We start from the raw sequence: 12,427 nt of genomic DNA, 5'->3' as shown, positions 1-12,427 counted from the left end.
ATTCGTCTCAACGTTGTGACTCACCCTGCGCGCCAATGCTAGCATTGTTCAAATCTGTTCCAGACGAATCTGTCACTCACTTGCCGTTTCAATGCAACTCGAATTATTTTGGGTTACCGTCTCGCCAGTATCTGAAAACATCGGCGATTAACGATGCTTTCACTATGCCAGAGTTACGGTTGCTGTGCCGTATATTACTGTAACAAGCATAATGGTGCCTCAACACCTTTGCCATTTAGATTAGAGCTTATGCTATGCCCAGATGCTGCGCAAAAACGATGAGGTACAGGTTAACAAATCGTGATAATGTTGATAACAGTTATCAATTAGAAAGAGATCATTTTGGAGATCGTTATGGATGCGCTTGAACTTTTATTACAACGCCGATCTGCTTCACGTTTGGCGGCACCGGCTCCAACCGGTGATGCATTAGAAGCGATTTATCAAGCGGGCTTACGTGCGCCAGACCACGGCGCGCTGCAACCGTGGCGTTTTATTACTGTACAAGGTGAAGGGCAGGAACGCTTAAGCTCGCTGTTACACGCTATTGCGCTGGAAGAACAGCTGGATGAAAAAGGTATTGAGAAGGCAAAAAATGCGCCGTTCCGCGCGCCATTGATTATCACTGTTGTCGCCCATTGCAATACGGAAACCAAAGTACCGCAGTGGGAACAGGTGGCTTCTGCATGCTGTGCAGTCATGGCGATGCAAATGGCTGCGCAGGCGCAAGGGTTCAATGGCATTTGGCGTACAGGTAAATGGACCAGCGATGCTAAGGTTCGTGAGGCATTTGGCTGTCGTGAACAGGATGAAATTGTCGGCTTTTTGTATCTCGGAACGCCGCAGCTTAAAGCCGCTCGTGTTGCGCCGTTAGACAGCAGCAAGTTTGTCAGCGCCTTCTGATTTTTCTGCGCAGTGATCCGTTTTTGCTGGTTTACTGCGCAATCAAACGATTTATTCCACAGATCTTTCCGGTATTTTCTCTGCTCCCTTACTAAGTTAGCCTCCAAGCGCTAACATAGCAGTCATCGATTTTTTTTGACTACCAACCTCCTTAGTCGAAATTGCTGCGTAGCGGTATGCACAGCAATCCCAACTAATTTGAGGATTAATGGAAAGGAGTAGATATGACTGCGCCAGCCATTCGTTTGACTCAGTACAGCCATGGGGCGGGATGTGGATGTAAGATCTCCCCTAAAGTGTTAGAAACCATTCTGCACAGTGAACAAGCCAAGTTTGTCGATCCAAATCTGTTAGTTGGCAATGAAACCCGTGATGATGCAGCCGTTTATGATATCGGCAACGGTATTGGCATTATCAGCACTACCGACTTCTTTATGCCTATCGTGGATGATCCCTTCGACTTTGGTCGAATTGCCGCGACTAATGCGATTAGTGATATTTACGCGATGGGCGGTAAGCCAATCATGGCTATTGCTATCTTGGGCTGGCCGGTAGACAAGTTGGCACCGGAAATTGCCCAGAAAGTGATTGAAGGCGGACGCTTTGTTTGCCAACAGGCGGGGATTTCATTGGCAGGGGGACATTCTATTGATGCTCCTGAGCCCATCTTTGGCTTAGCTGTGACGGGCATGGTGAGCACCGATCGCGTGAAGAAAAATAGCGCTGCACAGTCGGGGTGTAAGTTGTATCTCACCAAGCCTTTAGGGATTGGCGTACTTACCACCGCTGAGAAAAAAAGCAAACTGCGTCCAGAACATCAAGGCGTGGCGACTGAAACCATGTGTCAGCTTAATAAGCCCGGCGCTGACTTCGCCGATATTGCCGGCGTTACCGCCATGACCGATGTCACCGGTTTTGGTTTGCTGGGACATCTGAGCGAAATTTGCCATGGGTCGGATCTGCAAGCTACGATTTGGTTTGATCAGGTGCCTAAGCTGCCTGACGTAGAAAACTACATTAATGAAGGCTGCGTACCGGGGGGAACTGGGCGTAACTTTGAAAGTTATGGTCATCTTGTGGGTGACATGACCGAGTTGCAACGCAAACTGCTGTGTGATCCACAAACATCTGGCGGTTTACTGTTGGCAGTATTGCCAGAAGCCGAAACTCAGGTGCAAGAGGTGGCTAATCGCTTTGGCCTGACCCTCAGCGCTATCGGTGAGCTGCATGTACGACAGCCAGATCAGCCTCTTATCGAGGTGCGGTAATGGTTTTGCTCTCTAATTCGCGGGTCAGTTCTCGAGCTGACAGCGCGGATTATCACCGCATTTTGGTCGATGATGTTCCGCTTATTGACGTTCGCGCTCCCGTTGAGTTTCAACAAGGTGCTTTTCCAAGCGCTCAGAATCTACCGTTAATGCTCGACAGTGAGCGTGAAGCCGTGGGGATTTGCTACAAGCAGCATGGGCAGGATGCGGCGATCAAACTTGGCAACGAGCTGGTGTATGGTGCAGTGCGTGATGCACGCATTGCCGCATGGCGTGAACAGTGTAAACGTCACCCACAGGGCTACATCTACTGTTTTCGAGGCGGATTGCGTTCGCATATCGTTCAGCAATGGCTGCATGAAAGCGGCGTGGACTACCCTCTGATAGAGGGTGGTTACAAAGCGTTGCGCACCTACGCCATCCAAGCGACCGAACAAGCGTCACAGCTGCCGATGGTATTGATCGGCGGTAATACCGGCAGTGGTAAAACCCGTATGCTGCGCGAGCTGGCGGCGGGGATCGATCTTGAAGGCGTTGCGCATCACCGCGGATCGTCTTTTGGACGAACGCTGGTCAGCCAAAGCAGCCAAGTCGATTTCGAAAATCGTTTAGCCGTTGATTTATTAAAGAAACAAGATGCAGGTATCCGTCATTGGTTCCTTGAAGACGAGGGACGAATTATCGGCTCGAATCATCTGCCCGTTTGTTTTTATGATCGGATGCAAAAAGCGCCGGTGGCGGTGGTAGACGATCCGTTTGAAACACGTGTACTGCGCCTACAGGAAGAGTATATCGACCTGATGCGCGTGGAGTTTGAGCGTGTTTACGGACGTGAGCAGGGTTGGGATAACTATGCCGAGTATTTAAACCACGGCTTATTTGCGATTCGTAAACGTCTAGGCATGGAACGTTACGCCAAGTTGAAACAGTATCTGGAACAGGCACTGACTCAGCAGCGCGAAACGCGAAATAGCGATGGACATCTGGCATGGCTCGTGCCGCTTTTGAATGAATATTACGACCCGATGTACCGCTATCAACTGGAAAAGAAAGCGGAGCGTATTGTCTTTCGAGGTAACTACTCGGAAGTTAAGGACTATTTATTGGCGACCAGCCAGACTTACGGTGACTGATGCGTCTGTTTATTGCGGAAAAACCAAGCCTGGCGCGCGCGATTGCTGACGTGCTGCCAAAACCTCACCGTCGCGGTGATGGTTATATCTCTTGTGGTTCAGGTGACACTGTCACGTGGTGTATTGGACATTTGCTCGAACAGGCTGAGCCCGATGCCTACGACACACGCTATGCGCGGTGGAATCTGGCTGATTTACCCATCGTGCCAGAGAAGTGGCAGCTTAAGCCAAAGCCTTCGGTTGCCAAGCAGCTCAATGTGATTAAAAGATTGCTGGGTGAGGCAGAGCAAGTGATCCACGCCGGTGACCCGGATCGCGAAGGGCAGTTACTGGTTGACGAGGTACTAGATTATTTGGAGCTCGCGCCAGAAAAGCGTCAAAACGTCCAGCGCTGCCTGATCAATGACTTGAACCCTCAGGCCGTCGAGCGTGCAGTGTCGCGTTTACGCGATAACCGCGAGTTTATTCCGCTGTGCGTATCGGCGCTGGCTCGTTCGCGAGCTGATTGGCTATACGGCATCAATATGACCCGCGCCTATACTATTTTAGGTCGGAATGCAGGTTACAACGGTGTGCTATCGGTTGGGCGAGTGCAGACGCCTGTACTGGGGCTGGTGGTGCGTCGTGACGAAGAGATTGAAAACTTCGTCAGCAAAGATTTCTATGAAGTCAAAGCGCATATTGTTACGCCAGCGGAAGAACGCTTTACCGCGATGTGGGTACCCAGTGAGTCTTGTGAGCCTCATCAGGATGAAGAGGGGCGCTTGCTCAACAAGGCGTTAGCTGAACACGTCATCAAGCGTATCGAAGGCCAACCCGCGATGGTGACGGGCTATAACGATAAACGTGAATCAGAGACCACACCGTTACCCTTCTCACTTTCTACGTTGCAGATCGAGGCCGCCAAGCGTTTTAATCTCAGCGCCCAGCAGGTTCTCGATCTCTGTCAACGCCTGTATGAAACTCACAAATTGATCACCTATCCGCGTTCAGATAGCCGCTATTTGCCAGAAGAGCATTTTGCTGGACGCCATGCGGTGATGAATGCGATTGCATCGCACGTTCCAGAGCTGCAACAGGTAGCAGCGGTTGATCCCGACAAACGTAATCGCTGTTGGGATGACAAAAAAGTCGATGCTCACCACGCCATTATTCCTACGGCTCGCGCTGGAAATATCAATTTGAGCGACGATGAACGCAAAATTTATACGCTAGTCGCCCGTCAGTATCTCATGCAGTTTTGCCCCGATGCTATGTACCGTAAATGTGTCATCGATCTGGATATCGCTAACGGCAAATTTGTTGCTAAAGCACGTTTCTTAGCTGAAGCAGGTTGGAGAGCGTTGCTGGGAGCGAAGGAGCGAGATGATGAAGATGAAGGCTCTCCATTACCGGTAGTAGCAAAGGGCGATGAGTTGCTGTGTGAAAAAGGTGAGCTAATGGAGCGTCAAACTCAGCCGCCACGCCCGTTTACCGATGCGACGTTATTATCGGCGATGACGGGTATCGCACGTTTTGTACAAGATAAAGAGCTAAAGAAAATCCTGCGAGCGACCGATGGTTTAGGTACCGAAGCAACGCGTGCCGGAATTATAGAGTTGTTGTTCCGGCGTACATTTTTGTACAAAAAGGGTCGCTATATTCATTCGTCAGAAGCGGGCAGAGCACTGATCCACTGTTTACCGGAGATTGCTGCTCGTCCAGATATGACGGCTGACTGGGAAGCCACGCTGACGCAAATCAGTGAAAAAACGCGACGCTATCAGGATTTCATGCAGCCTTTGGTCGGTACTTTGTATCAGCTTATCGAGCAGGCGCGTAGTAATCGAAATCCGCAGGCGTTCCGTGGTTTGCCACCCGCAGCGGAAAAGAGCGCCAAGAGAAAATATAAGCCTAAAGCAAAGGAGAATAAGGCATGAACAAGAGTTCGATAGGATTCTGGGTATTGCCAGTGGTGCTGCTCAGCGCCTCAGCGTGGGCAAATCATAACAAGGGTATTGATGTGGTGGTGCCGGTTTCTCCAGAGATCCTCAATAATGCGAACGGCTATAGCAATACAGAAAGTAACGTTAACTGTCCACGCTGCTGTATCTATGATAATCGTAGCTACTCAGAAGGGGCGGTGGTTAAAGCCGAAGGCGTGTTATTGCAGTGTGCGGCAGATAAAAATGTATTAAGCACCAACAACTTACGCTGGGTTGTATTACGTAAATAATAATTTTGTTGAATTCCGCCCCAGCGTAAAAAGTTAAGGGCGGAATTCAACGGCAGGCTAATGGCTAATTAATCCTGCTGCGAAAGTGACTCAAGTTTGGTTCGATAAGCTTTCAGCAAAGGGACGTCGGCCGGAGCTAAATGATAGGACTCTGCTTCCTGTGGAGTGACCCACACCAGAGCCGCGTGCTCATTTGCAGTGAATTCCCCTTCGGTATGTTGAACGCGCCACGCATGCAAATGAATGGTTTTATTCTCCAGTTTCAACGTACTGCTCGCCACATAGTCTGCAACGCTGCATGTTACCGACAGCTCTTCCCGTAACTCTCGGCACAAGGCTTCCGGCTGCGTTTCACCGGGCTCGACTTTACCGCCGGGAAACTCCCATAATCCAGCCTGATCCTTATGATCGCCACGTTGAGCCAACAGGATCTTGCCGCGAAACTCGACGATCGCGGCTACCACGTCAATGGGTTTAACAGAGGCTGTCATCGTGATTACGCCAGCTTGAAATCAGCCCAGATTGGGGCATGGTCAGACGGTTTTTCCATACCACGGATTTCATAATCGATGCCCGTATCAATGCAGCGCTCGGCCAATGACTGACTGGCTAAGACTAAATCTATGCGCAGACCACGATTTTCATCGAAGCCTTTTGAGCGATAGTCAAACCACGAGAACTGATCGTTACGCTCTGGGTTAGCTTGGCGATAAGTGTCAATGAGACCCCAATTTTTCAGGCGGTCCATCCACTCACGCTCTTCCGGCAAGAATGAGCATTTACCCGTGCGCAGCCAGCGCTTGCGGTTCTCTTCGCCGATGCCAATGTCGCTGTCTGTCGGGCTGATGTTTACGTCGCCCATGACAATCACTTGTCCTGCTGGGGTCTGCTCTGTCTCAAGATAGTTTTGCAGGTCTTGATAGAACTTGGTCTTTGCAGGGAATTTTATTGGATGGTCGCGGCTTTCTCCCTGTGGGAAATAGCCGTTAATGACGGTGAGCACGCCGGTTGGTGTCGCGATATCGGCCATGATAATGCGACGCTGAGCATCTTCCTCATCACTAGGAAAACCTTTACGTACGGCTAATGGCTGCTCTTTAGTGAGTAGGGCAACGCCGTAATGTCCTTTCTGACCATGATAAAAAATGTGATAGCCCAGATGTTCCAGATCAGCCAGTGGGAACATATCATCGTGAACTTTGGTTTCTTGTAGACCAATCACATCTGGCTGATGTTTGGCGATGATGGCTTCGAGTTGATGTGGACGAGCTCGTAGTCCATTAATATTGAAAGAGATAAATTTCATAAGCGCAGGCCATTTTGAAGAATTCTTGTTAATAAACAGCGGATAACAAAAAGTTGTTAACGAACAGTTATTAACTACAGTGGTCGGTGAATAGTAGCAGAAAGCTCTACGATTCAGAAATCGCAGAGACTAGCCGATTACGCCCATCGGTTCAGATTATGCGGCTGGTAGCGATCGAATTGATCTAGCAAGGCCAATGGATCTTGTAAACACATCAACGTATCGATGTATTGCTGTCGCACAAAGCCTTGCTCGGCGCTGAAGCGCAGAAACTCGATAAGCTTAGCGTAATAGCCGTTGACGTCCATTAATGCGATTGGTTTGGTGTGATATCCAATCTGGCTCCAGGTCCAAATTTCAAACAGCTCCTCAAGAGTGCCAATGCCGCCAGGTAGGGCGATGAAACCATCGGATAGCTCTGCCATGCGGGCTTTGCGAGTATGCATATCAGGAACAATATCAAGCGAGGTCAAGCCGTAATGTGCGGTTTCAGCCTCGACTAAACGCTGAGGGATCACGCCGTGTACCTCACCGCCGGCATCAAGTACCGCATTAGCTAATATTCCCATCAAGCCCTTGTTGCCACCGCCATAGACTAAACGGCGCCCTTGTTGAGCCAGAGTGTGACCTAAGCGTTTTGCTGCGTCGGCATAAGCTGGGGATACACCTTCACTCGCGCCGCAAAAAACGCAGATATTGTTACGCATGACAGAACCTTACTGCTGGAGAGAAAAACAGTGGTATAGCGGATTGGTACAAGGAATTCAAGAAGATGATTCAGAATGCGACAATCTAAATGAACGAGATGCTTCTCAACTTTCCCCGTGGGGAATATGCGATTTCTGTGTTTGCATGGGATTGCATTGCTATAAGAAAGGATGGTGGTGGGGGAAGGATGACTCATCGCTACGCTCTTCGCCCTACGGGCCGTCGCAAGCGACGTTGTTTCGCTGCGCTCAACTCGAACCTTATCGAAGGTTCTCGACCTTCCCCGTGGGGAATATGCGATTTCTGTGTTCGTATGAGATTGTATTGCTATAAGAAAGGATGGTGGTGGGGGAAGGATTCGAACCTTCGAAGTCTGAGACGGCAGATTTACAGTCTGCTCCCTTTGGCCGCTCGGGAACCCCACCACGAAATTCGTGGTTGCGAATTGTTGTCCGGTTTTCTCCGGAAAGCTGTGGCTGACAGCTTTTTATCGACTCTGAAAGAGAAGATGGTGGTGGGGGAAGGATTCGAACCTTCGAAGTCTGAGACGGCAGATTTACAGTCTGCTCCCTTTGGCCGCTCGGGAACCCCACCAGATTTTTTGTCGCCCCGTTATTAGCGGAAGCGGGGCGCATAATAACAAATCGCGCCGCGCTGTAAAGCATTGGGAGGTAAAAAATATTTCGTTTGCCGTTTTTTTGCTCTTAACGCTTTTTGAATGAACAATATGCAGAGCAAAAATCGACAATTAGAATATAACCGTCCGATTCCCATAAACAAATACGCGTTGTGCTAGCACACGATAAAGTGCACGACTTAGCACGTTTTTCTCGACGTCGCGTCCAGCGCGCATCATTTCATCCGCAGTATAGGTATGATCGACGTTAATCACGTCCTGCATGATGATTGGACCTTCATCCAAATCGTTATTCACGAAGTGCGCCGTTGCGCCTATGATTTTCACTCCGCGCTCGTAGGCCTGATGATAAGGTCGAGCACCAATAAACGCGGGAAGGAAAGAGTGATGGATATTAATGATTTGATTTGGGAAGTGGCTAATGAAGTCGGGCGTCAGTATGCGCATATATTTAGCCAGCACGACATAGTCAGGCGCATGTTTTTTAATTTCATCCACCATGGCTGCATCATGTTCTTCGCGCGATAGTCCTTCATGGCTCACTAAGGTGAAAGGAATATCAAAACGTTCAACTAATGACTGTAATGTAGCGTGATTACCGATTACCGCCGCAATTTCAACGTCTAATCCGCCAAACGCACTTTTCATCAGCAGGTCGCCAAGACAATGCGCTTCTTTAGTGACCAGCACCACAATGCGTTGACGTCCAGCAACGGTCAGTTCGCGTTCGGAGCCGGAAGGCAATGCACCATCGAGATCGGCAAGTAGTGTTTCGTCGTTGAAAATCCCTTCCAGTTCCGTCCGCATGAAAAATCGTCCGGTAAGGTGATCAACAAACTCATTATTCTGGATGATATTAAGTTGATGTTTGTAACAAATGTTAGTGATTTTCGCGATCAGACCTTTAGCATCAGGGCAGATGGTACGAAGAACTTTGCGTTGAACAACGGGCTGTGACATGTGTTGGTTTCCTGTCTGTACGACGATCGATTTATTGTTGCTAATGAGCTTACTGCCCACAGCATTTCTTATATTTTTTACTAGAACCGCAAGGGCAAGGATCGTTTCTGCCAACCTGAGGTTTGGTTCCATCCACATAATACCAACGTTGATTCAAACGAATAAAGCGCGAACATTCATGAATCGAATTATTTTGTTGCTCGGTTTCAGAAGAGTATCGGGCAAAGAATTCGACAAAGCCCTCATCTTCATTTCGTCCTTTGTCGGTTTTAACAATAGTCAACCCAAGCCACTTGGTATCGGAAAAACTTTCTTCTATTGCTGCACGTTGGCTCTGCATTTGGCAATCAGGATGCCAGCTGTCAATCAGGTAGTCGGCGTTGTGCGTCACGTAGGCGGTATAGCGCGAACGCATCAGCTGCTCGGCTTCGACGGCAAAGGATTGACCACCAATAATGGGTCCACAGCACTGTGCGTAGGTTTTGCCACTGCCGCACGGGCACAGCGCATCATCACTGAGGGATGAAGAAATAGATGACGAGAGCATAAGTTGGCCTCAAAGCTAAAACAAAAATATGGCCACTATGGTAGCGAATCCTCATTGCAGCGGCTACGAAGGAATGGCTTGATATGCGTTGTGGATAATGCCTAGTAAATCTTTGTAACGAATAGATCTTTTAGTTAAATGTGCGCAATAGCCCGCAAAACACGCGATTACAGAAATATCTATGCGGCACAAGGGCACATCTTGAGCCAAAATAGAAGGAGCACTAGTGAAAGGAGGTTATAAATGGCGCAGCCACTGGAAAGTAAGCGGATCTTGATCGTTGAGGACGATCCTGTTTTTCGCAGTGTACTTACCGGATACCTCCAAGCCCAGGGCGCCTTAGTTCAAGAGGCCGCCAATGGAATAGAGGCATTAAGTTTACTGGATTCATATATCCCCGATGCTATCTTATGCGATCTGGCGATGCCCGAAATGGGCGGGATTGAATTCGTAAAGCGGCTAAGAGAAAAAGGTCTTCAAACACCGGTGGTTGTGATTTCAGCCACTGAAGAAATGGCTGATGTCGCGAATGCGATGCGGTTAGGCGTGCGTGACGTTTTACTCAAGCCAATAACCGATCTGAGTCGGTTGCAAGAAACATTACTGTCATGTTTTTACCCCGATTTGTTTGATTCTCCTGCGTTAGAAAAAGATGAATTGGCGCATGATTGGGAATTACTAAGCCGAGATCCCGAATATGCTGCTCGGCTACTGAAGCAGTTGCAGCCGCCGGTTCAGCAGACGATCTGTGGCTGTAAGGTCAATTATCGCCAACTGACTTCATTCAATAATCTGGGGCTGGTTTTAGATATTGCGCCTTTATCTGATACCGATCTGGCGTTTTATTGTTTGGACATTTCGCGGGCTGGGGAAAACGGCATTTTAGCGGCATTAATGGTGCGCGCGATTTTTAACGGATTGTTGCAGGAACAGCTAGCGCATCAACAACAGCGCTTGCCTCAGATGTCGACGATTCTAAAACAGGTGAATCAACTGCTGCGGCAGGCAAACCTTGAAGGGCAGTTTCCCTTGTTGGCGGGCTATTACCACACGCAATTACAAAATCTGATTCTGGTATCTGCAGGGCTGCATGCCAAAATTCATGCCGGAGAGCATTTGATACAGCTGAGCAGCGGTGTTCCGCTAGGAACCATGGGATCAATCCATGTCAATCAGGTGAGCCAACGCTGCAGCCACTGGCAGAGCCAGATTTGGGGCGCAGGTGGACATTTAAAGTTGATGCTGACATCCCCGCAATAATAAATCCGTTTTCAGTTTTATCTGCTTCCAAGAATGAGGCATTGATGGGCAATTAATAATCTAAAAGCAGGTTTGCTGGTAATATCTTCAATCAATCTGTAATTGCCTTGAAATTAATGCGCATAAACTACGAACTGATATACTCGCGCTGGTAATTAGCATTCATGTCCGGAAGAAGAACGGAAATGAACATAGAGCTAAACGATTAGAGAGGTTGTATGTCAACGTCAGTAAGAAAAATCAGAAAAGCTGTTATACCTGTTGCCGGACTTGGAACTCGCATGTTGCCAGCAACCAAAGCTATCCCAAAAGAGATGCTTCCGTTGGTCGATAAGCCGCTGATTCAATATGTTGTTAATGAGTGTATTGCTGCGGGTATTAACGAGATTATTCTGGTTACTCACTCTTCAAAAAACTCTATTGAAAACCATTTTGACACCAGCTTTGAATTAGAAGCCATGCTGGAAAAGCGTGTAAAACGCCAGTTGCTCGCCGAGGTTCAATCTATTTGTCCTAAGCATGTCACTATTATGCAGGTTCGTCAGGGACTGGCTAAAGGGCTTGGACATGCAATCCTATGTGCTTATCCACTGGTTGGTGATGAGCCGTTCGCTGTCATCCTGCCAGATGTGATTTTGGATGAGTACACTTCGGATCTGAGTAAAGATAACCTAAGCGAAATGTTGTCACGCTACGAAGAAACTGGTCACAGCCAAATTATGGTTGAGCCAGTACCGATGGAAAATGTGTCTAACTACGGCGTTGCAGATTGCAGCGGTGTTGATCTGAAGGCCGGTGAAAGTACTCCGATGAAAGCGGTAGTAGAGAAGCCTGCGCGCGATAAGGCGCCTTCAAATCTTTCCATCGTTGGTCGCTATGTCTTGTCTCCAGAAATTTGGCCTCTGCTTTCTAAGACACCTCCTGGTGCGGGTGAGGAGATTCAGCTCACAGATGCCATTGCCATGTTAATGAAGAAAGAAACCGTTGAAGCATATCATCTGAAAGGCTTAAGCCACGACTGCGGCAACAAAATGGGCTACATGCAAGCCTTCGTGGAATACGGTATGCGCCATGCTTCTTTAGGCAAGGAATTCACTAGCTGGTTAAAGTCACTGGACTTAAATGACGAATAGCGACAGCGCTAGCTAAGCGATATCGTGATAGAGGGGATGCATGTGCATCCCTTTTTTTATTTGGTAAATTTTTTTGATAAAGAGTGAATAGTTTTTGAAGTAAATAATTGTCACAAACTAGATACGGTTTAATTTAAATTTTGTCTAATATCTCAGTAGAAGCAACAAACTATGACAAGGGCGAGCTTGCTTTACAAAAGCGATGTCTTCTTCAATCATGTTCGCCATTCAGGAATCTTCTTGTCTCAACTCAGATATTCGGGAACAGTCCCATACCTCTTTTGTAGTAATGATGGCTTGTGTGGAAAAAGATTAGCCAGATTGAAGATTCATAATATCAATATAACCATAGTTTCT

12 protein-coding genes, 2 tRNA genes and 1 other RNA gene are annotated in these 12,427 nt (G+C 48.2%); 7 read left to right on the top strand and 8 right to left on the bottom strand.

Annotated features, from left to right (window positions below):
* Positions 1 to 354 precede the first annotated feature (354 nt).
* From K9N75_RS12975 to K9N75_RS12955, 5 genes are all read left to right on the top strand, one after another.
* Complete coding sequence (locus K9N75_RS12975) at positions 355 to 903, top strand: NAD(P)H nitroreductase (RefSeq protein WP_224451711.1); 549 nt, start codon at positions 355 to 357, stop codon at positions 901 to 903.
* 224 nt (positions 904 to 1,127) lie between these two features.
* Positions 1,128 to 2,171, top strand: coding sequence for a selenide, water dikinase SelD (selD, locus tag K9N75_RS12970; protein WP_008813736.1), 1,044 nt, complete (start codon positions 1,128 to 1,130; stop codon positions 2,169 to 2,171).
* A complete protein-coding gene (gene mnmH / locus K9N75_RS12965) occupies positions 2,171 to 3,304 on the top strand; it encodes a tRNA 2-selenouridine(34) synthase MnmH (protein ID WP_039186431.1) in 1,134 nt (377 codons plus the stop codon). The genes selD and mnmH overlap by 1 nt, the downstream gene beginning before the upstream one ends.
* Positions 3,304 to 5,223 carry a DNA topoisomerase III gene (locus tag K9N75_RS12960; RefSeq protein ID WP_224451710.1) on the top strand — a complete coding sequence of 640 codons (1,920 nt, stop codon included), beginning with the start codon at positions 3,304 to 3,306 and terminating at the stop codon, positions 5,221 to 5,223. Before mnmH ends, K9N75_RS12960 begins: the two co-directional genes overlap by 1 nt.
* A complete protein-coding gene (locus K9N75_RS12955) occupies positions 5,220 to 5,519 on the top strand; it encodes a DUF1496 domain-containing protein (RefSeq protein ID WP_130961105.1) in 300 nt (99 codons plus the stop codon). The genes K9N75_RS12960 and K9N75_RS12955 overlap by 4 nt, the downstream gene beginning before the upstream one ends.
* A 68-nt stretch (positions 5,520 to 5,587) precedes the next feature.
* Here the strand turns inward: K9N75_RS12955 and K9N75_RS12950 are convergent, their stop codons facing one another.
* From K9N75_RS12950 to K9N75_RS12915, 8 genes are all read right to left on the bottom strand, one after another.
* Positions 5,588 to 6,010, bottom strand: coding sequence for a pyrimidine (deoxy)nucleoside triphosphate diphosphatase (locus tag K9N75_RS12950; protein WP_181870517.1), 423 nt, complete (start codon positions 6,008 to 6,010; stop codon positions 5,588 to 5,590).
* 5 nt (positions 6,011 to 6,015) lie between these two features.
* Positions 6,016 to 6,825, bottom strand: a complete 810-nt coding sequence (gene xthA, locus K9N75_RS12945; protein WP_224451709.1) for an exodeoxyribonuclease III — start codon at positions 6,823 to 6,825, stop codon at positions 6,016 to 6,018.
* A gap of 137 nt (positions 6,826 to 6,962) precedes the next feature.
* Complete coding sequence (locus tag K9N75_RS12940) at positions 6,963 to 7,532, bottom strand: LOG family protein (protein ID WP_008813730.1); 570 nt, start codon at positions 7,530 to 7,532, stop codon at positions 6,963 to 6,965.
* Between the two features lie 172 nt (positions 7,533 to 7,704).
* Positions 7,705 to 7,831: non-coding RNA, RtT sRNA (locus tag K9N75_RS12935), on the bottom strand.
* A 42-nt stretch (positions 7,832 to 7,873) separates the two neighbouring features.
* Positions 7,874 to 7,958: transfer RNA gene (locus K9N75_RS12930), tRNA-Tyr, on the bottom strand.
* 84 nt (positions 7,959 to 8,042) lie between these two features.
* A tRNA-Tyr gene (locus K9N75_RS12925) sits at positions 8,043 to 8,127 on the bottom strand.
* A gap of 154 nt (positions 8,128 to 8,281) precedes the next feature.
* A complete protein-coding gene (purU, locus tag K9N75_RS12920; protein ID WP_039186435.1) occupies positions 8,282 to 9,130 on the bottom strand; it encodes a formyltetrahydrofolate deformylase in 849 nt (282 codons plus the stop codon).
* Between the two features lie 49 nt (positions 9,131 to 9,179).
* Positions 9,180 to 9,677 (bottom strand): YchJ family protein, encoded by a 498-nt coding sequence (locus K9N75_RS12915; protein ID WP_008813728.1) that lies wholly within the window; start codon positions 9,675 to 9,677, stop codon positions 9,180 to 9,182.
* 243 nt (positions 9,678 to 9,920) lie between these two features.
* On the opposite strand from K9N75_RS12915, the gene rssB reads away from it, so the two are divergent.
* Together rssB and galU are read left to right on the top strand one after the other, a co-directional pair.
* Positions 9,921 to 10,937 carry a two-component system response regulator RssB gene (gene rssB / locus K9N75_RS12910; protein WP_008813727.1) on the top strand — a complete coding sequence of 339 codons (1,017 nt, stop codon included), beginning with the start codon at positions 9,921 to 9,923 and terminating at the stop codon, positions 10,935 to 10,937.
* 218 nt (positions 10,938 to 11,155) lie between these two features.
* The gene (gene galU / locus K9N75_RS12905) at positions 11,156 to 12,070 is read left to right on the top strand and encodes a UTP--glucose-1-phosphate uridylyltransferase GalU (protein WP_008813726.1); all 915 of its coding nucleotides are present in this window, start codon (positions 11,156 to 11,158) and stop codon (positions 12,068 to 12,070) included.
* Positions 12,071 to 12,427: the final 357 nt, after the last annotated feature.

It is taken from the genome of Hafnia paralvei, from assembly GCF_020150375.1.
Taxonomy (GTDB): Bacteria; Pseudomonadota; Gammaproteobacteria; order Enterobacterales; family Enterobacteriaceae; genus Hafnia; species Hafnia paralvei.
The sequence above is the reverse complement of the archived record's forward strand: the minus strand, read 5'-3'. Positions and strand labels throughout refer to the sequence as shown.

Coding starts and splice junctions, on each gene's coding strand:
- K9N75_RS12975 (WP_224451711.1), top strand. CDS start 355: ATGGATGCGCTTGAACTTTTATTACAACGCCGATCTGCTTCACGTTTG.
- selD (WP_008813736.1), top strand. CDS start 1,128: ATGACTGCGCCAGCCATTCGTTTGACTCAGTACAGCCATGGGGCGGGA.
- mnmH (WP_039186431.1), top strand. CDS start 2,171: ATGGTTTTGCTCTCTAATTCGCGGGTCAGTTCTCGAGCTGACAGCGCG.
- K9N75_RS12960 (WP_224451710.1), top strand. CDS start 3,304: ATGCGTCTGTTTATTGCGGAAAAACCAAGCCTGGCGCGCGCGATTGCT.
- K9N75_RS12955 (WP_130961105.1), top strand. CDS start 5,220: ATGAACAAGAGTTCGATAGGATTCTGGGTATTGCCAGTGGTGCTGCTC.
- K9N75_RS12950 (WP_181870517.1), bottom strand. CDS start 6,010: ATGACAGCCTCTGTTAAACCCATTGACGTGGTAGCCGCGATCGTCGAG.
- xthA (WP_224451709.1), bottom strand. CDS start 6,825: ATGAAATTTATCTCTTTCAATATTAATGGACTACGAGCTCGTCCACAT.
- K9N75_RS12940 (WP_008813730.1), bottom strand. CDS start 7,532: ATGCGTAACAATATCTGCGTTTTTTGCGGCGCGAGTGAAGGTGTATCC.
- purU (WP_039186435.1), bottom strand. CDS start 9,130: ATGTCACAGCCCGTTGTTCAACGCAAAGTTCTTCGTACCATCTGCCCT.
- K9N75_RS12915 (WP_008813728.1), bottom strand. CDS start 9,677: ATGCTCTCGTCATCTATTTCTTCATCCCTCAGTGATGATGCGCTGTGC.
- rssB (WP_008813727.1), top strand. CDS start 9,921: ATGGCGCAGCCACTGGAAAGTAAGCGGATCTTGATCGTTGAGGACGAT.
- galU (WP_008813726.1), top strand. CDS start 11,156: ATGTCAACGTCAGTAAGAAAAATCAGAAAAGCTGTTATACCTGTTGCC.